The 24,384-nt window shown below is 64.6% G+C and carries 22 protein-coding genes; 16 read left to right on the top strand and 6 right to left on the bottom strand.

Translation table 11 applies throughout. The annotated features are described in order from the left end of the window. Positions 1–97: 97 nt before the first annotated feature. From B2696_RS07760 to B2696_RS07770, 3 genes are read right to left on the bottom strand one after another with little or no spacing between them, the layout of a single operon-like run. Positions 98–556 carry a MarR family winged helix-turn-helix transcriptional regulator gene (locus tag B2696_RS07760; protein WP_286954900.1) on the bottom strand — a complete coding sequence of 153 codons (459 nt, stop codon included), beginning with the start codon at positions 554–556 and terminating at the stop codon, positions 98–100. Positions 557–593: 37 nt separating this feature from the next. After that, positions 594–890, bottom strand: coding sequence for a rhodanese-like domain-containing protein (locus tag B2696_RS07765; protein ID WP_286954901.1), 297 nt, complete (start codon positions 888–890; stop codon positions 594–596). A 46-nt stretch (positions 891–936) separates the two neighbouring features. Further along, on the bottom strand, positions 937–1,410 hold the full coding sequence (locus B2696_RS07770; protein ID WP_286954902.1) for an inorganic diphosphatase: 474 nt from the start codon (positions 1,408–1,410) through the stop codon (positions 937–939). 83 nt (positions 1,411–1,493) lie between these two features. Here B2696_RS07770 and dacB point away from each other — a divergent pair, with 83 nt between their 5' ends. The 13 genes from dacB (at position 1,494) to B2696_RS07835 (ending at position 13,226) form a co-directional block, all read left to right on the top strand. Then, positions 1,494–2,768: a D-alanyl-D-alanine carboxypeptidase/D-alanyl-D-alanine endopeptidase gene (gene dacB, locus B2696_RS07775; protein WP_286954903.1), complete on the top strand. Its 1,275-nt coding sequence runs from the start codon at positions 1,494–1,496 to the stop codon at positions 2,766–2,768. A gap of 13 nt (positions 2,769–2,781) precedes the next feature. Further along, positions 2,782–3,723: a tRNA lysidine(34) synthetase TilS gene (tilS, locus tag B2696_RS07780; protein WP_286954939.1), complete on the top strand. Its 942-nt coding sequence runs from the start codon at positions 2,782–2,784 to the stop codon at positions 3,721–3,723. A 15-nt stretch (positions 3,724–3,738) separates the two neighbouring features. After that, positions 3,739–4,326: a hypoxanthine phosphoribosyltransferase gene (hpt, locus tag B2696_RS07785; RefSeq protein WP_286954904.1), complete on the top strand. Its 588-nt coding sequence runs from the start codon at positions 3,739–3,741 to the stop codon at positions 4,324–4,326. 12 nt (positions 4,327–4,338) lie between these two features. Next, complete coding sequence (gene ftsH, locus B2696_RS07790; RefSeq protein WP_286954905.1) at positions 4,339–6,675, top strand: ATP-dependent zinc metalloprotease FtsH; 2,337 nt, start codon at positions 4,339–4,341, stop codon at positions 6,673–6,675. Further along, complete coding sequence (gene folE / locus B2696_RS07795) at positions 6,665–7,258, top strand: GTP cyclohydrolase I FolE (protein ID WP_286954906.1); 594 nt, start codon at positions 6,665–6,667, stop codon at positions 7,256–7,258. The genes ftsH and folE overlap by 11 nt, the downstream gene beginning before the upstream one ends. A gap of 44 nt (positions 7,259–7,302) precedes the next feature. After that, entirely contained in the window at positions 7,303–8,193 is an 891-nt protein-coding gene (gene folP / locus B2696_RS07800; protein WP_286954907.1) for a dihydropteroate synthase, read from the top strand. A gap of 19 nt (positions 8,194–8,212) precedes the next feature. Further along, a complete protein-coding gene (gene folB / locus B2696_RS07805; RefSeq protein WP_286954908.1) occupies positions 8,213–8,584 on the top strand; it encodes a dihydroneopterin aldolase in 372 nt (123 codons plus the stop codon). Continuing rightward, positions 8,584–9,072: a 2-amino-4-hydroxy-6-hydroxymethyldihydropteridine diphosphokinase gene (gene folK / locus B2696_RS07810; RefSeq protein ID WP_286954909.1), complete on the top strand. Its 489-nt coding sequence runs from the start codon at positions 8,584–8,586 to the stop codon at positions 9,070–9,072. Before folB ends, folK begins: the two co-directional genes overlap by 1 nt. Next, positions 9,069–9,551 carry a DUF3180 domain-containing protein gene (locus B2696_RS07815; protein ID WP_286954910.1) on the top strand — a complete coding sequence of 161 codons (483 nt, stop codon included), beginning with the start codon at positions 9,069–9,071 and terminating at the stop codon, positions 9,549–9,551. The genes folK and B2696_RS07815 overlap by 4 nt, the downstream gene beginning before the upstream one ends. A 61-nt stretch (positions 9,552–9,612) precedes the next feature. Beyond that, positions 9,613–10,821, top strand: a complete 1,209-nt coding sequence (locus tag B2696_RS07820) for a DUF6779 domain-containing protein (protein WP_286954911.1) — start codon at positions 9,613–9,615, stop codon at positions 10,819–10,821. A 2-nt stretch (positions 10,822–10,823) separates the two neighbouring features. Continuing rightward, the gene (locus B2696_RS07825; RefSeq protein ID WP_174775513.1) at positions 10,824–11,480 is read left to right on the top strand and encodes a hypothetical protein; all 657 of its coding nucleotides are present in this window, start codon (positions 10,824–10,826) and stop codon (positions 11,478–11,480) included. Further along, on the top strand, positions 11,477–12,259 hold the full coding sequence (locus B2696_RS07830; protein ID WP_286954912.1) for a pantoate--beta-alanine ligase: 783 nt from the start codon (positions 11,477–11,479) through the stop codon (positions 12,257–12,259). The genes B2696_RS07825 and B2696_RS07830 overlap by 4 nt, the downstream gene beginning before the upstream one ends. A 40-nt stretch (positions 12,260–12,299) precedes the next feature. Further along, positions 12,300–13,226, top strand: a complete 927-nt coding sequence (locus tag B2696_RS07835; RefSeq protein ID WP_286954913.1) for a 2-dehydropantoate 2-reductase — start codon at positions 12,300–12,302, stop codon at positions 13,224–13,226. Here B2696_RS07835 and B2696_RS07840 read toward each other — a convergent pair. Both B2696_RS07840 and B2696_RS07845 read right to left on the bottom strand, forming a co-directional pair. Then, positions 13,223–14,185 (bottom strand): HNH endonuclease signature motif containing protein, encoded by a 963-nt coding sequence (locus B2696_RS07840; protein WP_286954914.1) that lies wholly within the window; start codon positions 14,183–14,185, stop codon positions 13,223–13,225. The genes B2696_RS07835 and B2696_RS07840 overlap by 4 nt on opposite strands. 80 nt (positions 14,186–14,265) lie before the next feature. Beyond that, on the bottom strand, positions 14,266–16,356 hold the full coding sequence (locus B2696_RS07845) for a PhoX family protein (RefSeq protein WP_286954915.1): 2,091 nt from the start codon (positions 16,354–16,356) through the stop codon (positions 14,266–14,268). A 215-nt stretch (positions 16,357–16,571) separates the two neighbouring features. Here B2696_RS07845 and lysS point away from each other — a divergent pair, with 215 nt between their 5' ends. Further along, the gene (lysS, locus tag B2696_RS07850; RefSeq protein WP_075730567.1) at positions 16,572–18,140 is read left to right on the top strand and encodes a lysine--tRNA ligase; all 1,569 of its coding nucleotides are present in this window, start codon (positions 16,572–16,574) and stop codon (positions 18,138–18,140) included. A gap of 12 nt (positions 18,141–18,152) precedes the next feature. Here the strand turns inward: lysS and B2696_RS07855 are convergent, their stop codons facing one another. Then, positions 18,153–19,589, bottom strand: a complete 1,437-nt coding sequence (locus B2696_RS07855) for a GuaB1 family IMP dehydrogenase-related protein (protein ID WP_286954916.1) — start codon at positions 19,587–19,589, stop codon at positions 18,153–18,155. Between the two features lie 218 nt (positions 19,590–19,807). Between B2696_RS07855 and B2696_RS07860 the strand changes: the two genes are divergently transcribed. Together B2696_RS07860 and B2696_RS07865 are read left to right on the top strand one after the other, a co-directional pair. Continuing rightward, positions 19,808–21,250, top strand: coding sequence for an MDR family MFS transporter (locus B2696_RS07860; protein WP_286954917.1), 1,443 nt, complete (start codon positions 19,808–19,810; stop codon positions 21,248–21,250). A gap of 151 nt (positions 21,251–21,401) precedes the next feature. Next, entirely contained in the window at positions 21,402–24,161 is a 2,760-nt protein-coding gene (locus B2696_RS07865) for an ATP-dependent Clp protease ATP-binding subunit (RefSeq protein WP_286954918.1), read from the top strand. Positions 24,162–24,384 lie beyond the last annotated feature (223 nt).

Raw genomic sequence — 24,384 nt, forward strand, 5'->3', positions numbered from 1 at the left:
AAGCCCGCGCCGGGTGCGCGGCGGTCTAAGGGGTCATCGGGCAGCGCGTGGCGCCCGGCGGACGTTTTTTCCGCTGGTTCAGTCGATTCCATTGCGCCTATGCCTCATCCTCGTCAGCGGCAATAATGGCCTTGGCGAGCTTGCGCAGGTGCTTGAGCTGCTTGGACGTGGACTCGTCGAGCGCTGCGTCCTCGGCCTCGGAGACGATGATGGCCAACTCGCCGTGGGCCTTGGGACCCTTCTTGGTGCAGGCGACAATCTGGCGGCGGCGGTCCTTGGGATCGCGCTCGCGCTTGGCCCAGCCGTGGCCCTCGAGGGCGTCAATGAGGCGGACCATATCCGAGGCGTCAATGGCCAGGGTTTCCGAGAGTGCGGATTGGGAGGCGGCGTCCGCCTCGACCAGACAGGTTAAGACCCAGAACTCGCGCAGGGAGGTCTTGCGGGAGGCTAGCGCTGCCTCGACCTCGTCGCGCGTGCGGCGGCGCAGGCGCTCGAGCTGGAAGGAGGGGGATTGGAGAAGGGCGGTGGGTACCGCACTACCAGGTGTGGATGACATCCCACCATCATAATCTCAAATGATGGGTGCAATCCAATTAATCTACGTCGATGGCCAGGCCATCGGCACGCCAGGCCTGGGTCCCGCCCTCAACGTTGATGACATCCCAGCCCAAGGCGGCCTCTAGATACTGCCCGGCCTGGGCACTGCGCCCGCCGGAGTGGCAGATGAGGTAGATGTCCTTACCCGGATCGATCTCTTTAAGGCGGTCTGTGAGCTCCCCTAGAGGGATATGGGTGGCGCCGCGGGCATGGCCCGCAGCCCACTCGTCATTTTCGCGGACATCAATAAGCTGCGCGCCGGCAGGCACATTCTTGGGGCTGATATTTTCCATGCCCGCAATGCTACCTGGCCGACGCGCTTTTATACGGTGGTGCCTACTACTTGTTGCGCTCGATGGCCTCGGCGAGAATCTTCTCAGCCTGGGCCTTGTCGCCCCAGCCGGAACCGGTGACTTCCTTGTTGGGCTCCAGGTCCTTGTAGTGGACAAAGAAGTGCTCGATCTCATCCTTGAGGTAGGACTCAACATCATCGATGTCCTGGTAGCGCTCCCAGCGCGGATCATCAACCACGCACAGCAGCTTGTCATCGCCGCCGGCCTCATCCGTCATCTTGAACACGCCCAGGATGCGCGCCTTGACGACGACGCCCGGGAAGACCGGCTCCGGCAGGATGACGAGAGCATCCAGCGGATCCCCGTCCTCACCCAAGGTGTTGTCGATGAAGCCATAGTCAGCCGGGTAGGCCATGGGGGTGAAAAGGTAGCGGTCCAAGAAGACCTTGCCGGTCTCGTGGTCGACCTCGTACTTGTTACGGGAGCCCTTGGGGATTTCGATGGTTACTTCAACGCTCACTGCGCATTCCTCCATAAGGAAGTGGGTTATCAATTGCTCCCAATAGTCTACCGTGTCGCCCAAGAGCGCTAGGGTTAAAGGCGATGAAAGCGAAGCAGATTTGGTGGACGTCCGCGGCGGTGCTGGTGACCGCGGCCGTCGCCGCCACGGTGGGCCTGGGAATAAGCGTTCAGCACACCTACGAGGACTTGGATCACGGCACGCCGTTTACTGAGCCTGCGCCGGAAACCGCCCTGCAGAAGGCCGTCCCCGGCGAGGTGGACTTGGCCGCGCTCAAGGCTCGCCTGGACGAGCTCTCCACGGACGAGGCCCTAGCCACCTTTGGTGGCCAAGTCATCGATACCACCACCGGCGAGGTCATCTGGGACAAGAACGCTAGCACCCCGCTCGTTCCTGCCTCCTCCACCAAGCTGCTCACCATCGCCGCGGCCACTGCGGAGCTCGATGAATCGGAGCGGCTGCGCACCCAGGTGCTCAAGGGCGCCGAGGAAGGCAACGTCATCATCAAGGCTTCAGGGGACGTGTGGCTCGACGCGGAGCAGTTGGACGCGCTGGCGGAGCCCATCGGCCATGCTGAGTCCGTCTCCATCGATACCTCCGTGTGGAAGGGCCCCGCTGAGGGCAAAGGCTGGGACCCCGTCAACGTGGATGAGGGATACGTGGCCCCCATGGAGCCGGCGATGTACTACGGCGCACGCCTGGGACAGACCGAGGGCGATGTACCCCGCAGTCACGAGCCCGCACTGGATGTCGCGCGTCAGCTCGCCACGCGCCTGGGAACCGACAAAGTTGGGGTGGCGGTGGCGCCAGCCGGCGCGGCGGTCCTCTCGGAGGTGGACTCGCAGCCCCTATCCGTGCGCGCGCAGCACATGATCAAGCACTCCGATAACGTCGCTGCCGAGGCCATCGGGCGCGAAATGGCCCGCTCGCGCGGCGAGGAGACCAGCTTTAGCGGCACCGCCGCGGCGACCTTAGCCAGCCTGCAAGAACAGGGGTTTGATACCGCCGGCGTCGAGCTGAATGACGCCTCCGGTCTCTCCGTAGACAACCGCATCCCCCCGGCCCTTTTGGCTCAGATTGCCCAGCATGCCGTCACCCAGGACTCCTTGCGACCCATCCTGGATTATCTCCCCATCGCCGGGGGCGAAGGCTCGCTCTATGACCGCTATTCCGGCTCCGGGGCGCGCGGCTACGTCCGCGCCAAGACGGGTACGCTGACCGGCACCTCGGCGCTGGCCGGCACCGCGCAGGGAGAATCCGGGCGCGTCTACGCCTTCGCCTTCATGGTCAATGACGGGGACCTGCTTGCCGCCCGCCAGGCCCAGGACCGGCTCGCCGCAGCCTTGCACGATTTCTAAAGGAAGGCTCGTGATGGAAGCCTTCTGGCCGCGCCACTCGCCGCACTTCTTGGCCTGCCGGCAGGGCGTGCGCGCCGCAGACACTCCCCACCAGGTAGCGGTGGGGCTCTCCGGCGGGGCCGATTCCCTCGCCCTGACCGCAGCCCTCGTGGCGGAGGGCCACGAAGTCACCGCGCTCTGCGTGGACCACGGGCTGCAGGAAGGCTCGGCTGCCCAGGCGCGCCGCGCCGCCGCCCAGGCCGAAAAACTGGGGGCTTATGCCCGCGTCCTCACCGTGCAGGTGGCAGAAGGGGAGTCGCTCGAGGCGGCAGCGCGGGTGGCCCGCTACCGGGCTCTGGCGCAGCACGCGCCCCTTATCGCCGTGGCTCACACCGCAGACGATCAAGCAGAAACCCTCCTGCTGGGCGTGCTGCGCGGCAAGGCCTCCGGCATGTCCCCGCGCGCCGAGATCGAGGGCGCGCACATCTTAAGGCCCCTGCTAAACGTGCGCCGCGCCGATACCCTCGGTGCCTGCGCCGAGCTGGGACTCGAGCCCTGGCGCGATCCCCAGAACTTTGACCAGGGCTTTCGCCGCGCCCGGCTGCGTCACGACATCCTCCCGCAGCTGAACGATATCGTGGGAGGAGACGTCGTTCCCGCCCTGGCCCAGGCAGCCGCAGACGTCGCGGCTGACGACGCCGCCTTGACCAGCGCCCCGCTTGGCCCGCGCCCGGACTGCGCTGAACTCGCGCGCCTGGCCGATCCGGTGCGCCGACGCGCCTTGGCTAGCTGGCTCGTGGCCCAGCACGTGAAGGTGACCCGGCAGGGTCTACGCGACATCGCCAAGCTATGCACCCAGTGGCACGGCCAGGGTGCCGTTGCCGTGGCGGCCGAACCCGGATTTGAGCCAAAGCAGGGGCAAAGGTTGGAAGTCACCCGGGTTGGTGGCAAACTAGCCCTATTGTCCGGACGCTAAAAGGAGCGCAAGCAAGTGCACAGCAACAAAGACTTCAACGTCCCCGCCAATCGCTATGGCAACGATGTCGAAGCCGTCCTCATCAACGAAGAGGATCTCCACAACCGCATCAAAGAGCTGGCGCAGTCAGTCTCGCAGCGCTATGCCGATGCCGAGGAAGAACTCATCCTCGTGTGCGTGCTCAAGGGCGCAGTATTCTTCCTCACCGACTTCGCCCGTGCGCTTAGCATTCCCTCCCAGCTGGAGTTCATGGCCGTATCCTCCTATGGCAATGCCACCTCATCTTCCGGGGTAGTGCGCATCCTCAAAGATTTGGACCGCGACATTGAGGACCGAGATGTCCTCATCGTCGAGGACATCATCGACTCCGGGCTCACCCTCTCCTGGCTCATCCGCAACCTTAAAGGCCGCAACCCGCGCTCCCTGGAGGTTGTTACCCTGCTGCGCAAGCCGGAGGTCATCAAGGCCGACATTGACTTGCTGGAGGTGGGTTTTGATATCCCCAATGAGTTCGTCATTGGCTACGGCCTCGACTACGCGGAGCACTACCGCGACCTGCCCTACGTGGGTACACTTCACCCCGATGTTTATAACAACCAATAAAGTCGCGCATAGATGAAAATTAAGAGAAACAAGAACATTCTTCGCTACGGCGCGATTGCCGCGCTGGTCCTCATAGCGATCTACTCCTTCACCTTCTTCACCAACGATTCCCGCAGCTATATGCCGGTCGATACCTCGGTAGCCGTCCAGCAGCTGCAGGATAAGAACGTGGCGGAGGCGCAGATCGACGATCGCGAGCAGCAGGTCCGCCTCAAGCTCAAGAACCCGGTCAAGGTGGAAGAGCGCGAAGGCGTCGAAGAGGTAATTGCCAAGTACCCGGCACGTGCCGGCGAGCAGATCTTCAACGCCGTCAAGGATTCTGGTGCGGACAAGTACCAGACCAAGGTGACCCAAGAGTCCTTCTTTGGCTCCATGATTAGCTTCTTGCTGCCCATGCTCATCTTGTTCGCCTTCCTGTTCTGGTTCATGTCTCGTATGCAGCAAAACGGCGGCGGGATGTTCGGCATCGGCGGTTCCAAGGCCAAGGAACTGACCAAGGACATGCCCACCAACACCTTCGCCGATGTGGCGGGTGCGGATGAGGCCGTCGACGAGCTGCGTGAAATCAAGGACTTCCTGGACAACCCGGACCGCTACTACGCCCTAGGCGCCAAGATCCCGCGCGGCGTTCTGCTCTACGGCCCTCCCGGCACAGGCAAGACGCTGCTGGCGCGCGCCGTGGCCGGGGAGGCGGGCGTTCCCTTCTATTCCATCTCCGGCTCGGACTTCGTGGAGATGTTCGTCGGCGTGGGCGCCTCCCGCGTGCGCGACCTATTCAAGCAGGCCAAGGAGAATAGTCCCTGCATCATCTTCGTCGATGAGATCGACGCCGTGGGCCGCCAGCGCGGCTCCGGCACCGGCGGCGGGCACGATGAGCGCGAGCAGACCCTCAACCAGCTGCTCGTGGAGATGGACGGCTTCGGCGACCGCGAGGGCGTCATCCTCATCGCGGCGACCAACCGCCCCGACATCCTCGACCCGGCGCTGCTGCGCCCGGGCCGCTTCGACCGCCAGATCCCCGTGACCAACCCGGACCTGGCCGGCCGCGAGCAGATCCTGCGCGTCCACGCCAAGGACAAGCCGCTGGCCAAGGAAGTTGACGTGGCCCAGCTGGCCAAGCGCACCGCCGGCATGTCCGGCGCTGACCTGGCCAACGTGCTTAACGAGGCCGCGCTGCTCACCGCGCGCATCGGCGGCAACGTCATTACTTATGACGCCCTCGAGGAAGCCACCGACCGCGTCGTCGGCGGGCCGCGCCGTCAGGGCAAGATCATCTCCGAACACGAGAAGAAGGTCACCGCCTATCACGAGGGCGGGCACACGCTTGCCGCATGGGCGCTCAAGGACATCGAACGCGTGTACAAGGTCACCATCTTGGCCCGCGGGCGCACCGGCGGTCACGCCATGACCGCGCAAGAAGATGACAAGGGCATGTACACCCGCGACGAGCTCTTCGCGCGGCTGGTCTTTGCCATGGGCGGGCGCGCGGCCGAGGAGCTAGTCTTCGGCGCGCCCACCACCGGCGCCTCCTCCGATATTGAGAACGCCACCAAGATCGCGCGCTCCATGCTCACCGAGTACGGTTTCTCCCCGGATCTGGGCACCGTCAAGTATGGCAAGGAGCAGGGCGATCCATTTGGCTACGGCATGGGCGGCGGCTCCATCGAGTACTCCGACGCGGTGGCCGCGCGCATCGACGATCAGCTGCGTTATCTGCTCGATCGCGCCCACCAGCAGGCCTATGACATCCTGGCGCAGCACCGCGACTACCTTGATAAGCTCGCGGATCTGCTCCTAGAGAAGGAAACGGTGCGCCGGCCGGACCTCGAGCGCATCTTCACCGGCATCGAGCCGCGCCCGGCCTTCGACGTCTTCCCCAACGAGGATGATCGCTTCCCCCGCCAGGCGGGGCGCGAGCCGGTCAAGACCCCGGTCGAGTTGGCCCAGGCGCGCGGCGAGGAAATCCCGAAGCGCATGACGCTTCTCGACGCCTCCCGTGCCGCCCGGGAACGCCGCCAAGCAGGCGAGGAAGCCAAGGGCGAGATTGGATTCAACTTTGGGCAGCATGCGGGCGACGTCGTGGACGAGCCTGTGGAAAGCACAGAGAGCACAGCGGGCACAGCGGGCACAGCGGGCCCAGAAGGCTCAGAGAACGCTGAGAGCACAGAGGGTACCGCGAACGCCGAGGGCGCAGGGAATACCGTGCCTGAGCAGGAACCATCCGCGCAGCTGGCCGGCGGGCGGCACTCCAAGCCGAGCAATAACTGGGCTGTGCCCGGCGTGGAAGAATCGAGCTCGAACCCTTATGCCTCCGGCCCCCACGTGGAAGAAGGAAAAGATGACAAGTAGCGAGATTCCGGCCATAGCTGCCTTCGATCAAGATAGAGCAGAGGCAGCAGTGCGCGAGCTGCTCCTGGCGGTAGGGGAGGACCCCGACCGCGAGGGCCTGCGGGAAACCCCCGCGCGGGTGGCTCGTTCCTACCGCGAGGTCTTTGCTGGGCTCCACGAGGATCCCACTGAGGTTTTGCACAAGACCTTTTCTGAGGAGCACCAAGAGCTCGTCCTCGTGCGCGATATTCCCATTTACTCCACCTGCGAGCACCACCTCGTTCCCTTCTTCGGTGTGGCACACATTGGCTATATTCCCGGCAAGGATGGGCGGGTGACCGGGTTATCCAAGCTCGCGCGCCTGGCGGATGTCTACGCCAAGCGCCCGCAGGTCCAAGAAAGGTTGACCCGCCAGGTCGCTGACGCTTTGGTGTCGGTGCTCGGCGCGCAGTCCGTCATCGTCGTCATCGAATGCGAGCACTTGTGCATGGCCATGCGCGGTATCCGCAAGCCGGGGGCTACGACCACGACGTCGGCAGTGCGCGGCGGGTTTAAGACCAATGCCGCCTCGCGTGCCGAGGTCTTAAGCCTTATCCGCAGTTAGACGCTGAACCCCGCCTCCCGGAGTCGGGCAAGGAGAATAGTCTCATGAGTATCGACGATCTCACGGTGCAGGGCCGGACCCTGGTGATGGGAATCCTCAACGTCACTGAGGATTCCTTCTCCGATGGCGGACGCTTTATCGACGTAGAAGCAGCTCTTGCGCACGCCCGCGAGCTTGTGGCGCAGGGCGCAGACATGGTCGACGTCGGCGGCGAGTCCACTCGCCCCGGCGCCGTGCGCGTGTCCGCCGAAGAAGAGCTGCGCCGCGTGGTGCCAGTCATCGCGGCGCTGCATTCAGAGGGAATCCGCACCTCAGTGGACACTATGCGCGCCGAGGTGGCCGCGGAGGCGGCTAAGGTCGGCGTGGACATGATCAATGACGTCTCCGGAGGCCTCGCAGATCCGCAGATGTATGCCACGATGGCGGCCGCGGATATCCCGGTGTGCCTCATGCACTGGCGCACCGTCAAGTTTGGCTCGGCGGCCGGCAGCCATCACCCCGGCGATGTGGTTGCGGATGTCCACGCGGCGCTCGCCCAGCTCAGCGCCTCCGCGGTGGAGGCGGGGGTTCACCGCGAGAACATTGTTCTCGACCCGGGTCTGGGCTTTGCTAAGACACCGCAGGACAATTGGGCGCTGCTGCGGGCGCTGCCGGAGTTCATCGCGGGCGAGTTTCCCATCCTCGTCGGGGCCTCGCGCAAGCGCTTCCTCGCCGCCATCCGTGATGATCGCGGCCTTGAGTCGGGGCCCTTGTTGGCAGACGCGGCGACCAGCGCGGTCACCGCCATCGCCTCCCAGCTGGGGGCGTGGGGCGTGCGGGTCCACGAGGTGGCAGTCTCGCGCGATGCCGTCGACGTCGCCGCCGCCTGGAACGCCGGGGCGGCCTACCGCGGCGGGCGCAACGCTACGGGCATCTATACCAACGGCGCCAGGTAGCGCCCCGAAAGGAAATCACATGGCAGATCGCATCGAACTTAAAGGCCTGGAGTGCTTTGGCTACCACGGCGTCTTCGCCGAGGAGAAGCGCGCCGGCCAGCCCTTCATCGTCGACATCACCTGCTGGCTCGACTTCGCCCCCGGGGATGACCTAGCGCGCACCATCAACTACGCCGAGCTTGCCGACGTCGCCGCACACATCGTCGAAGGCCCCTCCCGCGACCTCATCGAGACCGTGGCCACCGAGGTGGCCCAGACCGCGATGGATACCTTCCCGTTCCTCTACGCCATCGAGGTAACTGTGCACAAGCCGCAGGCTCCCATTCCCCGCACCTTCGGCGATGTGGCCGTAGTGGCAAGACGTTCCCGGAAAACGCAGCGGGGCAACTGATGCGCGCGGTACTGTCTATCGGATCCAACCTGGAGGACCGCGTGGCGCTCTTGGACAGCGTCTTCGCGGAGTTCGCGGGCCAGATAGTTGCCTCCTCGCCTGTATATGCCACCCCGCCCTGGGGAGTAGAAGATCAGGAAGAGTTCCTCAACGCGGTGCTCGTGGTCGAGGTGCCCGAGACCCCGCTGCAGCTGTTGCGCCGCGGCCAGGCACTGGAGGCCGCCGCGCAGCGCGTGCGGCTGCGCCACTGGGGCCCGCGCACACTCGACGTCGATATCGTGCAGGTAGAAGGCGTAGAGTCCAACAATCCGGAGCTGACCTTGCCGCATCCCTATGCCGCGCAGCGCGCCTTCGTGCTCGTGCCCTGGCTGTCCGCTGACCCGCAGGCCAAGTTGGGAGAGCGCCCCGTATCCGCGCTCATCGCGGAACTGGATCCGGCCGAGGTCGCCGCGGTGCGCGAGCTGGGGAGAATGGAGGATCTGCGATGAAGAGGACGTCGATTAGCGCGCTCGTGGGCGCGGCCGTATTCGTGACGGTGGCGTCGGCAATGCTCACCACCCGCTTCTACGGCTCCATGCTGGCGATACCTGCCACCGTATCCATCACCTTGTGGGTGATGGCGGTGGTCTGCGGCGTGCTCGCGCGCAAAGTCTCCCAGGCCCGCAAGGAAGACGCCCACGGTATCGGGCTCGACAGCTCCCAGCTCAACCCCCTCACCGTCGCGCAATTCCTGCTGGTGGGCAAGGCTTCCGCGTGGACGGGAACCATCGTCGGAGCGGCATACCTCGGCGTAGCCATCCACGTCGTACCTCGCGCAGGGGAGCTGCTCGCCGCGCAAAGCGACCTCATCGGCGTCATCACCTCCGCCCTCGGCGGGGCCGCGATGGCGGTCGCCGGAATCGTGCTGGAGCGCCAATGCGAGGTGAGCCCGCCTGCCGACGGCGCCTCCGCCCCCGGCGGTGCCTAAGCGCGCAACGCCGTGCCTAATAAACGTTGAATACTGAGTTGGGCGCGGTAAATTAGGGGGCATGACTGCGCGGAGCCCACAAGATAGCAACTCATCCAAGCCGGACGCCGGCTCAATCGGCCTGATTGTCCTAGTGGTGTTGGCCGGCCTGGCCAGCATCGTCATGCTGGTGTCCGGTTCCTCTGCCGCGCTGAAAATCGCACTCGTCGCCGCCTTGTGGGCAGCGGTGCTCGGCTTCTTCCTCGTGGTGCGCTATCGCCGTCAGGCGCAGGAATCTGTGACCAAGCTCGAATTGCAAGAGCGCGCGCACCGCGCGGAACTCGATGCCGCCGCCGCCCACGCCGACTCCTCCGCGCTCGCCGCCCGAGACGACCGCGGCCAAGCCGACCTCGACATTCTGGAAGAAATCCGCAGCGAGCTCGCCTCTATCCGCGCTCAGATCGAGGATCTCACCGGCCGCGACCTGACCTATGAGCCAGCTGCCCTCCACGCCGAGGCGCGGCGCATCCTCGAGCTCGAAGCCCAAGCCAAGGCGGCCAGCGAGCGCGAATACTCCCAAGAATCCTACGGCGCGCCCTCCGAGGCGGCCATCTCCGGGCTCCTCGGCAACGCGGCACACTCTGCCTCTGCCGAGGCTAACCCGCTCAGTGACATCATCAGCGAGAAGATCCGCGAGCATCAATCCGCGCCCCGCCAGTCTGCGCCCGCTGCCGCCTCGCCGGCGCCGGAACCCGCCGCTGAGCCTTTTGTCGAGCCTTTTGCCGAGCCTTTTGCCGAGCCGGTTGCAGAGCCCACCGCGGAGCCTATTGCTAAGCCGGTTGCTAAGCCGGTTGCGGCGACTGTAGCTGAGCCGGTCGCTGAGCCGCTAGCCGGGCGTTTCGCCCAAACGGAACCGGCCGCGGAACCAGAAGCCGTAGAGCCAGAGCCTGTCGCCGAGCCCGCTCCCGAAGATGGTGCGAAGCCCGCTGCAGCAAAGACCTCGGATAAGACTTCAGATAGGTCTGCAGCGAAGTCCGCGGCGAAGTCTGCAGAGCGCCCGAGCTTCGACACCAATTCCTTCCAGGCCGTGCGCTGGGCCGCCGAAGCAGACGAGACCACGCAATTTGCCGCGAAGGATACTCACGTCCACCAGGCCCGGCACTGGAACGCCGAGACCCAGAAAACCGCAGAGTCCGCAGAGCCGCGCGGGCGTCGCCGCAGTGACCAGCGCCGCGACGGCTCCGTGACAGTCGCGGAGCTCATGGCCGAGATGAAAAAGAAAGGCAAGTAGACATGCAGGCCCCTCGCATGCGAGTGGCCCACCTCGGAGACTCCTCCGCGGGGCGCGAGCTGGTGGAGGGGATGATGGGGGCGGGGCACGACGTCGTCAAGCTGGAGGATCCCGGCGACCTCCGCGAGTTCCAAGCCCTTGTTGTCGGCGTTGGAGACGCGCGCCTTGAGGCCACCGTCGAGATGCTGGAGAGCTTCGTCTTCGACGGACTCATCGTCATTCATACGTGCCTTTCGCGCGGCGTGCAGGTCCTCGACCCGCTCGAGGCGCACGGCGTTGTCGCTGTTGCGGCTGCCCCCTTCGCGCAGAAGCGCTGGGCGATAAGCGCGCTCGATGAGCTCGGTGAGACCATCGCGAGCCTCATCGTGGGCGAAATGGGTGCTACGACCGTCGAATACCGCGATACCGAGCGGCCGGGGTTGGCGGCGCGGGTCTACTACGCCCGCATGCTGCGGCGCCTGGCCCGACACGCGGATCTTTTTGAGGACGAGCCGCCGGAACTGCTGGGCAATGTCGACAGCGAAGAGATCGTCGCGGCCTTCTACGCCATCGAGGAGCCGGGCCTGCGGCGCAGCTACTTGGAGAGCGCCCGCCGCCTAGGCGAGGTCGAATTGCGCGAAGAACTAGAGTTGTGGGCCCTGCAGGAGGAGAACAAATGACGGAAATTGTCACAGACTTTGAGCGCATCCGCATGGTCGGCAGCGCCTACCGCAAGACCGGGCGGCCGGTGGCGCTCGTGCCGCTGGGGCGAGGTGTGCATGCCGGGCACATTGCGTTGGTGCGAGCCGCCGCCCGCCGCCGTGGCGCCGTGGTTGTTGCCGCGGTGGAGGAGGGCGTCGACGCCGCTGCGCTGGAGGGGGTGGACTACCTGTGGTTTTACCGCGACCTGTGGCCGAAGGGGCAGCGCACCCAGGTGGTTCCGCTCGACCATGGCCTCGAGTCGGTGGCGGACCTCGCCCCGGAGCTCACGCGCATTCTGGCGCTCATCGGTGCGCTCGGTCCGAGCGAGGTCTTCGTGGGCGAGAAGGACTACGAGTTGCTCGTGGCGTTGGGGCAGGCCATCAACGACCTGCACCTGGGCGTGCGTGTGCGTGGTGTGCCCGTGGTGCGCATGCCGGACGGGGTGGCGGTGAGTCTGCGCAACGCGGAGGTACCTGCGACCGAGCGTGAGCGCGCCGGCGCTTTGTCGGCTGCCCTGACCGCGGGGGCATACGCCGCGGAAGACGGGGCGCAGGCCGTGCTTTCCGTCGCGCGCCAGGTGCTCGACGCCGCCGGGGTGACACCGGAGTACCTCGCCTTGCGTGGACGCGACCTTGGCCCGGCCCCCGAGGTTGGTGATGCGCGGCTGCTGGTCGCCGCGACCATCGGTGGGGTGCGCCTCATCGACAATGTTGGCGTTCCCATCGGCATTGGGTTCCGCAACATCGACAACGGATAACGCCCTCGCGGCCGCCTGGCGCGCAGGTAAGGTGTGGAGAATGAAAATCGGAATCTTAGGAGCCGGCGCGATCGGCGGGTACTTTGGCGGAATTCTTCAGCAAGCGGGGCATGACGTGGCATTCGTGGCACGCGGCGAGAGCCTAGAGACGTTGCGCACCACGGGGCTTACGCTTATCGACTCCGCCGGCGCCACCGTCCTCAACGTGACCGCAACCGCCAGTTTTGCCGAGGCACGCGAGGCTCTCGGCGGGCTGGACGCTGCGATTATTGCTTCGAAGGCGCTGCCGGACAATGATACTTTCGGCAGCGAGGAAGATCGCGCGCAACTGCAGGGCGTGCCCGTGGTGACGACGCACAACTCGGTGGAGATTCCCTACCTTGCCGCGGATGTATTCGGGGCAGACAACGTCTTGGCTGGGGTCGCGCGCGTCTACGCCACCCGCCTGCGGCCGGCGCGAGTGAAGCGCAATCCGGGCCCGCTGAGTCTGGCCTTTGGGCTGTTGCCGCAGGCTGAGCACGCTGAGGGGACCCTTCGGACGGGCGAGCAGCTCGTCGAGGCGCTGCGGGCGGGCGGCGCGCACAGCGCCTTGGAGGACGATGCACTGGCCGATATTTGGGCCAAGGCCATGTTTGTTACCACGACGGGCGCGCTCGGCGCGTTGGTAGACGAGCCGATTGGTTATCTGCGCACCGCTATCCGCGGGCAGCTTAAGGCCTTCATGCGCGAGGTCGAGTCCGTCGCCCGGGCGCTCGGCGTCAACCTGGCAGAGACGGTGGTCGAGGACACGCTGGGTTTTGTGGATCAGCAATATGCCGAGGCCACCTCGTCCATGCAGCGCGACATCACGGCCGGGCTTCCCAGCGAGCTCGACGCGCAGGTGGGAGCCATCCGCCGCATGGGCAAGCGCGCAGGGGTAGCCACCCCTCTCTTCGACTTTGCGCAGGAGGTCTTGGAGGCTCGTTAGCCCCAGGGCGGAATCCAGGTCACGCGGCCTTCTTGGCGCACGAGCCGGCCGCGCCGCGGCGGTGCGTTGGGGTCATCGTCGTTGATGGAGTTGTGATAACTGCAGCACACCGCGAGATTGTCGGCGTTGGTGTTGCCCCCGTGATGCCAGGCGCGCAGGTGATGTATCTGCGCCGTGTCTGCGGGATGGTTGCACCCGGGCCAGGCGCAGGTGGGGTTCTGCGCGCTGGCCATGATTCGCTGCTTGGCGCTGGCGAGGCGCTGCGTGCGGTAGAGATTGACCGGCCCGGATACGGGGTGCACCAGCGTGGCGTAGCCGTGCTCGCTCAGCGTCCGTTGCAGCAGCTGCGCCCCGGTCAGCGTGGCGCCGTTGGTCATGCGCAGGGTCACTTCTTCGCCGTCGCCGTCTAAGATGCGGTCAAGCGCGTCGAGCGTGACAATGACGTTGGTGGTCACCCGCGCCCGCCCTGCACCATGGCGAATAAGCTTGTCGACGCCCTCCACACCCGAGCCCACCGCCGCATATACATCCGCCAAGAGCGAAGATTCGCCGGTGATGCTCAGTGTCCAGTCGCCGTCGCGCCGCCTGGTAAGGCGCACCCCGCGCTGCGGGGGCCGCCGCGCGGGGACTAAAGAGCGTGCCAGAGTTTGGATTTGTGGGGTATCTCCTGCGGCGGTGCACAGGCGCTCGCGCAGCGCCCAGGCCTCGCGCTGAGAGCCGGTACGGGCGGCGTAACGCTCGATGAGTTTGAGCGTGGGCAGCGAGTGCGCCGTAGCGCGGGCGGCACGCTGACGTGCGCTAAACGCGGTGGGCCCGAAGTAGACCTGGGCCAGATGGAAAAGCTCGCGTGCCTCGCTGGCCGGCAGCCCGAGGGCGCGGAGTTCGGTTTCAGACAGGCCGAAGGCCTCGCCGAGGAGGTCCATCGGCGAGGCCAGCTGTGCGGCGTAGGTCTGCAACATGGGCCTAAGCCTAAGGCGCGGGGGCCACAGCGCGCGAGGGCTTAAAGCGCAGCCTGTGGATAACTACGTGGCGGTGTCAACTACTCGACGCCGATGTTGCCATCTTTCTTCCACGCGACCACGACGGCCGGACGTGGGGTGGAGTTGCCGCCGTCGGGCCAGTGCGAAGTGGGGGCTTCGAAGGTGGCGTCGTCAGCCTCGCCGGGGTGCTGGACGTTGACCATGACGCGCTCATCGGTGACGATGGGCCCGCAGGTCTCGGCGCTGGCGGGGACCGTTAGGAAGCATTTGAGCTCGCCGCGGGTGTCTCCCTCGGTGGTGACGGCATAGAGGCCGTCGTTGGAGTCGAGGGCGTTGCCGTCGGTGGAGATCCACATGTTGCCGTGGTTATCAAAGGCCAGGTTATCGGGGCAGGAAATCGGCGAGACCTTGGTCTTGTCGAAGCCGCCGAAGTAGGTGTTGGCCTCGTTGGGGTCGCCGCAGACGAGGAAGAGGTTCCAGGTGAACTTCTCGCCGGCGTGATCGTCCTCGATCTCCATGACGAGGCCGTTCTTGTTTTCCTTGATGGGTGCCCACTCGCGGGCGTCTTCCTTGTTCTTCTTGGCGTTCTCGCCGGTGGCTCCGCGGTAGGAGTTGTTGGTCAAGGCGACGTAGACCTTGGCGGTCTTCGGGTGGACCTGCATGTCCTCGGGGCGGTCCATCTTGGTTGCGCCCACCTTGTCGGCGGCCTCGCGGGTGAAGACGGCGACCTCCTCGGCGCTGAAGCCATCGACGTGAGACTCGAACTTGTTGTTCTCCGTATCGGAGGTGAGCAGCTTGACCCACGTGCCGGTGCCGTCGAAGGCTCCGTCCTCCGGCAGGACACCGGAGCCGTCAATCTCATCCTGGGGCGAGTTGCCCTCGGCCACGGCTACGTAGAGGGTGCCGTTGTCCAAGATGGTCTGGTTGTGCTTGAGGTTGCCTTCCTCGAACTTCTTGGTGGAGACGAACTTGTAGATGTACTCGAAGCGTGAGTCATCTCCGGAGTAGCAGACCACGGTGCCATCAGAGGTGATGTGGATGTTGCCGGCCTCGTGCTTGAAGCGTCCCAGCGCGGTGTGCTTGATGGGCGTGGAGGTGGGGTCGAGCGGGTCGATTTCAACGATCCAGCCGAAGCGGTTGGGCTCGTTGGGCTCCTGGGCCACGTCGAAGCGCTTGTCAAAGCGCTCCCACTTGCGCTCGGTCTCGGGTTCCTTGATGCCGAAGCGCGCAAGGGACTTCTTGGCACGCTCGTCGACGTTGTCGCCGGCGGCGAAGTACTGGTCAAAGTTCTCCTCGCCGGAGAGCATGGTGTTCCACGGGGTGATGCCGCCGGAGCAGTTGTTCAAGGTGCCCAGCACGCGCTCGCCCTGCGGGTCAGCGCTGGTCTTGACCAGGTCGCTGCCCTTGGCCGGCCCGACGAGGACGAAGGGGGTGGTGGCGGTGATGCGGCGGTTGAGGGGGCCGAACTCGCGCTTCAGCTCGCCCGTCTTGCCTACCTTGGAGACCTCGACGATGGAGTGGCCGTGGCCGGCCCAGCCAATCTTGGCCTGCTCCTCGGTGGGGTTGTCGGGATCGTAGTTGGGGAACATCATCGGCTCGGTGGTGTACTCGTGGGAGCACATGTAGACCATGCGGTTGTCATCATCCGGGTGATCGATGAGTCCGGCGAAGTCATTGTTGAAGCCGAATTGCTTCTCGGCGGCAGCGGCGGTCTGGTTCTTGTCGTCGAACTCGGGGGCGCCTTCGATGATGGGGTCTCCCCAGGCGATGAGCACGGACTGCGCGTAGCCGGCGGGGAGGACGACCTCGTCCTTGGTATTGGGGGCGACGGGCTCGAACTTCATGCCCTCCGCAGAGGTCAGCTCGATCGTGGGCTCGGTGGTTCCCGGTGCGGAGGATCCCGCAGCCTGGGAGGAGGCATCCTCGGAGGAGGAACAGGCGGCTAGTGCGCTGGCGCCGCCCACGGCGAAAACGGTGAGGCCTCCGGCGCGCAGTGCGGTGCGGCGAGAGAATTGGTCGCCGAAGTAGGCGTTGTCAGAGGTGTTTTCGCACTCGCCCAAGCAAGCGTTTCCGCATTTGTAGGTACAGGTAAGGCTGGATCGAGAAGACGTGAACATTTTACTCAACAGGTTGCGGCCTTGAAGTGCCATAGACAATGTGCTCCATGTGTAGTTGAAAAGACGAGATCACGCCGCAGGGGAGAGAATTGGGCGTGATCGGGACGCAACTATTTAAGATTCGCCACATTTCCCCGCCGTTGCACCCACGTGGCGTGGAGATGAATAGACGGTGAAAGAATGCCTTCGCCAAGCGCGGGCAGGGTCAAATCGCTCCGTGTCGAGCGGATCGACTACCCTAGACAAGCGTGAGCGAGCAGAAGAAGACCCAAGACATTCCCGAGCAGGTACGGATCCGCCACGAGAAGCGCGAACGCCTGCTTGCCAGCGGCATCGAGGCCTATCCGGTGCACGTAGATCGCACTATTTCCCTGGCGGATTTGCGCCGCAAGTATCGCGTCCTCGGCCCAGATGAGCAGCCGGGCACGGAGGAAGGCGTGCGCTACCTGGCGGTCGGGGAGGAGACCTCGGACGAGGTCGCCATTGCCGGGCGCCTGATATTCATGCGCAACACAGGCAAGCTGTGTTTTGCCACCCTGCAGGACGGGGACGGCACCAAGGTGCAGGCAATGCTTTCCCTGGCTGAGGTCGGCGAGGAGGCCCTGGCCGCCTGGAAGGCTGACGTGGACTTGGGGGACTTCGTCTCCGTGCGCGGTCGCGTCATTTCCTCGCGCCGCGGGGAGCTCTCCGTCATGGCAAAAAAGTGGGCCATGGCCGCCAAGGCCCTGCGCCCGCTGCCCGTGGCCTTCGCGGACATGGCGGAGGATACGCGTGTGCGCCAGCGCTATAACGATCTCATCCTGCGCGAGGAGGCCCGCCGCAACGCGCTGACCCGCGTCTACGTCATCCGTGCGCTGCGCCACTATCTGGAGGATCAGGGCTTCGTCGAGATTGAAACTCCGATGCTGCAGACGCTGCACGGCGGCGCTGCGGCGCGGCCCTTTGTCACGCACTCCAATGCGCTCGATATCGACCTCTACCTGCGCATTGCGCCGGAGCTCTACCTCAAGCGCGCCGTCGTCGGCGGCATCGATCGCGTCTTTGAGATCAACCGTAACTTCCGCAACGAGGGCATCGACCGCTCGCACTCGCCGGAGTTTGCCATGCTGGAGACCTATGCGGCGTGGGGGGATTACAACGATTGCGCGCGTACCACGCGCGAATCCATCCAGGCCGTGGCCATGGAGGTCTTTGGCACCCACAAGGTGACCTTGGCGGACGGCAGTGAATACGATCTCGGCGGCGAGGAATGGCCGGAGATTGAGATGTATCCCTCCCTCAACGAGGCCCTGGCGCGCAAGTTCCCCGGCCAGCCCGAGGTCACCATTGACTCCAGCGTCGAGGAGCTCAAGGCCATCGCGCAGTTCATCGGCCTCGCGGTGCCGAAGGATGGCGGCTGGGGCCACGGCAAGCTGGTGGAGGAGATCTGGGAGGTCCTGTGTGAGGATCAGCTCGAGGGGCCGATCTTTGTCAAGAACTTCCCGCTGGAGACCTCGCCCCTGACGCGCCAGCACCGTTCCCAGCCCGGCGTGACGGAGAAGTGGGACCTCTACGTGCGCGGATTCGAGCTGGCCACCGGCTACTCGGAGCTCGTGGATCCCGTCATTCAGCGCGAGCGCTTCGAGGATCAGGCTCGCCTGGCCGCCGGCGGCGACGAGGAAGCCATGGTCTTGGACGAGGACTTCCTCGCCGCCATGGAACAGGGCATGCCGCCCACAGCGGGCACCGGCATGGGCATCGACCGCCTGCTCATGGCGCTCACGGGCCTGGGAATCCGCGAGACGGTGCTATTCCCGCTGGTCAAGCCCGAGCGATAATAGCCTCAAGCGTTAGCGGTTCGTCGCGCGCGGCAGCCCCTCGGCAAAGCCGGCGGCGGATTGCACGCCGACCACCGCGCGCTCGTGGAACTGCGGGATGGAATCCGCGCCCGCGTAAGTAAAGGAAGAGCGCACCCCGGAGGTAATACGGTCGATGAGGTGCTCCACCCCGCCGTGCTCCGGGTCGAGGTAGATGCGCGAGGTAGAAATCCCCTCTTCGAAGATCTCGCGCCGCGCCCTCTCGAAGGCCTCGGTATCAGAGTTGCGGTTGCGCACGGCGCGGCGCGAGGCCATGCCGAAGGATTCCTTGTAGAAGGCGCCGTCGGCGTCGCGGTGCAGGTCACCGGGGGATTCGAAGGTCCCGGCAAACCAGGAACCGATCATGACATTGGAGGCTCCGGCCGCCAGTGCGAGCGCCACGTCGCGCGGGTCGCGCACGCCGCCATCGGCCCAGACATGCGCGCCGAGCTCGCGGGCGGCTGCGGCGCATTCGAGCACCGCGGAGAACTGCGGCCGGCCCACGCCGGTCTGCATGCGGGTGGTGCACATTGCGCCCGGACCCACGCCCACCTTGATGATGTCGGCCCCTGCCTGGACAAGCTCGGTGACGCCGGCCGCGGTGACGATGTTGCCGGCGGCGAGTGGCACGCCCAGCCCCAGTGCCTTGATGCGGTGCAGCACGCCGAGCATGCGCTGTTGATGGCCGTGCGCGGTGTCGATGACGAGGACGTCTGCCCCGGCGTCGACAAGCGCCTGCGCGCGCGATTCCACGTCACCATTGATGCCCACGGCGGCGCCGATCCGGAGCCTGTCCTGCTTGTCGACGGCCGGCTGGTACATCGTCGCCCGCAGCGCACCCTTGCGGGTGAGGATGCCGGCCAGGGTTCCGTCCTTGTTGACCACGGGCGCCAGCTTGCGGGAGGCGCGGCGCAGCAAGCTATAGGCTTCCTGCGGGTCGATGCCCACGGGGAGGGTGAGCAGGTCCACCGACATCAGCTGCCCGACGTTGGTGAAGTTATCTTGACCGCGCAGATCCTTGGCTGTGACCAGACCAATGGGCATGTTGTCCTCAACCACCACGGCGGCGCCGTGCGCGCGCTTGTGCAGGAGGTTATCGGTATAGCCCACGGTGTGGTGTGGTTTGACGGTAATGGGAGTGTCATAGACCAAATGCGCGGACTTGACCGAGTGGATGGTCTCGGTTGCGGCGCTGACGGGGACGTCCTGGGGCAAGATGGCCATGCCGCCGCGTCGGGCGATGGTCTCAGCCATGCGCCGACCCGCCACGGCAGTCATGTTGGCCACGATGAGCGGGATGGTGGTTCCCGTGCCATCGCCGCTGCGCAAATCCACGGCCATGCGCGACTCGACGTCGGAATGGCTGGGCACCATGAATACATCGGAATAAGTAAGTTCATAGGGCGGGCGGGAATCGTTGAGGAAGTGCATCTTTTGTGCTCCTTCGAGCGCGGGGTGTGCTAGAGAATCAAACGCCGCAATTCTACCCTTTATTCGCCCCTCCAACTTTGGACGCTAGGTCTGTGCGGCGGCGGTGAGGCGCTTGTCGCGCGGCCATGGTAGCGTGCACTCTTGTCGTTTTCGGGCGCTTGGGGGGGTTGAAAAAGCCCAGTGCGCCTGTGCAAAAAGGAAAGGTTTGTCAGCGCGTTTTGTCTTCTGAAAAGCAGGGGCCGGAGACCGGTTCTCAACTTACTCGCGAGGTGATTATCAACCTCGCAATCCTCGTCTTCGCGGCGATGATCATGATTTTGAATGAGACTTCCTTGTCGGTGGCGCTGCCCTCGATCATGGTTGATTTCGACATCCCGGCCACCTCCGCCCAGTGGCTGACCACCGGTTTCATGTTGACCATGGGCGTGGTCATCCCGACCACCGGCTACCTGCTTGATCGTTTCAGCACGCGCCAGATTTTCCTGTGCGCCACGGGCTTCTTTCTCGTCGGCACCGTGGTTGCGGCGATAGCTCCGGTCTTTATCGTCTTGTTGGCGGGGCGCGTGATTCAGGCCGTGGGCACGGCCCTGATGATCCCCACGCTGATGACTGTGACGATGAACCTCGTGCCGCCGCAGCGGCGCGGGACCATGATGGGGGTTATCTCCGTCGTCATTTCCGTGGCTCCCGCGCTGGGGCCAACGGTGGGCGGCGCCATCATTAACGTTGCCACCTGGCACGTCATCTTCTGGGCAATGGTTCCGTTGGTCGCGCTGGCGGCGGGTCTGGGCTACGCCAAGCTGGTCAATGTGGGCAAGAATTTTGATACCCCGCTGGATGTGGCCTCCGTGATCCTTTCCGCTGTCGCCTTTGGCGGATTGGTCTATGGCCTGTCATCGATTGAGAAGATCCTCGAGGGACGCGGGGCGGTGGAGATCATCGCCGCGGCGTGTGGCGCGGTGGCGCTCGTCATCTTTACCCGCCGCCAGATTGCGCTGGCCAAGCAAGGCCGCGCGCTGTTGGATCTGCGGCCTTTCCGCGTGCGCAGCTACACAATCGCCGTGGCCATCATGCTTGTTTCCTTTGGGCTGATGCTTGGCTCGGTGACCGTGCTTCCGATCTTCATGCAGACCTCGCTGGGGGTCAGTGCACTTATAACGGGGCTGGTTGTCATGCCCGGCGGTCTCCTGCAGGGCGTGATTTCCCCCGCGGTGGGCCGGCTTTTCGACGCCCACGGCCCCCGCCCCCTCCTCATCCCCGGCGCCCTCATGCTCGCGGGAGGCATATTTCTGATGTCCACGCTCAATGAAGACTCGCAGGTCTGGATGGTGGTGGGCATGCACGTCCTCTTTGCTCTCGGAATGGGCCTGATGATGACCCCGCTGATGACGACCGCGCTCTCCTCGCTGCCGAAGGATCTTTACTCCCACGGCTCGGCCATCATGAATACCCTCCAGCAGTTGGCGGGTGCGGTGGGAACCGCCTTCTTGGTGGTCTTCTTGACCCGCGGAACCAACGCCGGAATACAGTCTGGCCTTGACCAGGCCGCCGCCACGGCCCAAGGCACGCAGTGGGCATTCCTCTTCGGCTGCGTGCTGGCGGTAGCCGTGGTCATCTTGGCCCCGCTGCTGCGGCGGGTGCCCACGCAGGAATCTCACTGATAAATAGGGGTGTTCGCTACCGGCGTACACCCCTTTGAGCTGCACAAAGAAGCGTTTTGCGGGTGCTTGGCGGAAAACCGGGGATTGAGTGGGCTCAAGGCGCGTTAGAGTAGATGACACATTAAGAGCGAAATCGCAAAGGTAGATAGCTATGTTCGAGAGGTTTACAGACCGTGCCCGCCGCGTCATCGTTTTGGCGCAAGAAGAGGCGCGCATGCTCAACCACAATTACATCGGTACCGAGCATATTCTGCTCGGACTCATCCACGAGGGCGAAGGCGTAGCCGCCAAGGCCCTGGAATCTATGGGCATTTCGCTGGAGGATGTACGCCGCGAGGTCGAGGAGATCATCGGCCAGGGCACGCAGCCCCATACCGGGCACATCCCCTTTACTCCGCGCGCCAAGAAGGTCCTCGAGCTTTCCCTGCGCGAAGGCCTCCAGATGGGCCACAAGTACATTGGCACAGAGTTCCTCCTGCTTGGCCTCATCCGTGAGGGTGAGGGCGTAGCCGCGCAGGTTCTTATTAAGCTGGGTGCGGATCTGCCGCGCGTGCGCCAGCAGGTTATTCAGCTGCTCTCGGGCTATGAGGGTGGATCGGGCGAAGGCGGGGAAGGCGCTGCACAGGGCTCCGGCCCCGTCGGCGCTGGAACCGGCCAGCCCGGCATGCGTGGCCCGCAGGCCACCTCTACCGGCGAGCGCTCTAACTCCTTGGTGCTTGACCAGTTCGGGCGCAACCTTACCCAGGCTGCGAAGGATGGAAAGCTCGATCCCGTTGTGGGGCGCGAGTCCGAGATTGAGCGCATCATGCAGGTGCTGTCTAGGCGCACCAAGAATAACCCGGTGCTCATTGGCGAGCCCGGCGTAGGTAAGACTGCCGTCGTGGAGGGCCTCGCCCTCGATATTGTCAACGGCAACGTGCCGGAGACCCTGAAGGATAAGCAGGTCTATTCCTTGGACCTGGGTTCCTTGGTGGCCGGTTCGCGCTACCGCGGTGACTTCGAGGAGCGCCTGAAGAAGGTCCTCAAGGAGATTAACCAGCGTGGTGACATCATCTTGTTCATCGATGAGATCCACACCCTGGTCGGTGCCGGTGCAGCCGAGGGCGCTATTGACGCGGCCTCCCTGCTCAAGCCCAAGCTCGCCCGCGGTGAGCTGCAGACCATCGGCGCCACCACGCTGGATGAGTACCGCAAGCACATCGAGAAGGACGCGGCACTGGAGCGCCGTTTCCAGCCGGTGCAGGTCAACGAGCCTTCGCTCGAGGACACCATCCTCATTCTGCGCGGCCTGCGCGATAAGTACGAGGCGCACCACCGCGTTTCCTATACCGATGATGCGCTCAAGGCCGCGGCCTCGCTTTCGGATCGATACATCAATGATCGCTTCCTGCCGGATAAGGCAGTGGACCTTCTCGATGAGGCCGGTGCCCGCATGCGCATCAAGCGCATGACTGCGCCGGAGGGCCTGCGCGAGGTCGATGACCGCATCGCGGAGGTCCGCAAGGAAAAAGAAGCCGCCATTGACGCTCAAGACTTCGAGAAGGCCGCCGGCCTGCGCGATAAGGAGCGCAAGCTGGGGGAGGAGCGCCAAGCAAAGGAAAAGCAGTGGCGCTCGGGCGACCTCGAGGAAATCGCCGAGGTGGGCGAGGATCAGATCGCCGAGGTTCTGGCTCATTGGACCGGCATTCCGGTTCTCAAGCTCACGGAGAAGGAATCCTCTCGTCTGCTGCACATGGAAGATGAGCTGCACAAGCGCATCATCGGCCAGGATGAGGCGGTTCGCGCCGTCTCGCGGGCGATTCGTCGTACCCGTGCAGGCCTGAAGGATCCGCGTCGTCCCTCCGGTTCCTTCATCTTCGCCGGTCCTTCCGGCGTGGGTAAGACGGAGCTTTCGAAGGCGCTGGCCAGCTTCCTCTTCGGTTCGGATGATGATCTTATCCAGATCGACATGGGTGAGTTCCATGATCGATTCACCGCCTCCCGTCTCTTCGGTGCACCTCCGGGATACGTGGGCTATGAGGAAGGCGGCCAGCTGACTGAAAAGGTCCGCCGCAAGCCATTCTCTGTGGTCCTCTTCGACGAGATCGAGAAGGCGCACAAGGAGATCTACAACACCTTGCTGCAGGTGCTCGAGGATGGCCGTCTCACCGATGGCCAGGGTCGCGTCGTTGACTTCAAGAACACCGTGCTGATCTTCACCTCCAACCTGGGCACCCAGGACATCTCCAAGGCCGTCGGCCTGGGATTCACCGGCTCCTCGGAGACGGACGCGGATGCGCAGTATGACCGCATGAAGAACAAGGTCAATGACGAGCTCAAGAAGCACTTCCGGCCTGAGTTCCTCAACCGTATCGATGAGGTCGTGGTCTTCCACCAGCTCACCCGCGAGCAGATCGTTCAGATGGTGGAGCTGCTCATCGGGCGTGTGGAAAAGCAGCTGGAGGAGCGCGACATGGGCATCGAGCTCACGCAGAAGGCCAAGGACCTGTTGGCCGCTCGTGGCTTCGACCCCGTTCTCGGTGCTCGTCCGCTACGCCGTACCATCCAGCGCGAGATTGAGGATCAGCTCTCGGAGAAGATCCTCTTCGGAGAGATTGGCGCAGGGGAGATCATCGCCGTCGATGTTGCGGACTGGGATGGAGAGTCTAAGGACAACTCCAAGGCCAGCTTCACCTTCACTCCGCACCCGAAGCCGCTGCCGGAGGGTGCCTTCAGCAACGAGAAGGAGCTCGAGGACACCGAGGTGCGCGAGCACGACGAGGAAGTCGCCACCGAGATCGATGATGACATCCACGGCGGACCGGAGGGCGACAACTTGTCTCCGGATACGCTGCCGCAGGCACCGGCATCGTCCGGCTCCACGGATGACGGGCAGAACCCGCCACCGGCTGGTGCTGGTCAGCCGCGCTAGCGCCTGAGTTAGCAGCAGAAAGCCGCGAACCTTGTACAGGTTCGCGGCTTTCTGTGATCTCTATTGTGTGTTCCTATTCGCAGTTGTCCGGGGCAGGCACATCGTTGAAGCGCTCAATGAGGTAGCCCAGCCCGCGTGGCACGGAACCGATGAAAGGGACGGCGTGGTTGATTCCGGCGCGGGAGCTAAAGGCTGCGCAGAGGCGGCGGCGAAAAGACCAGGC

Source organism: Corynebacterium sp. UBA4397, from assembly GCF_002390965.1.
Classification (GTDB): Bacteria; Actinomycetota; Actinomycetes; order Mycobacteriales; family Mycobacteriaceae; genus Corynebacterium; species Corynebacterium flavescens.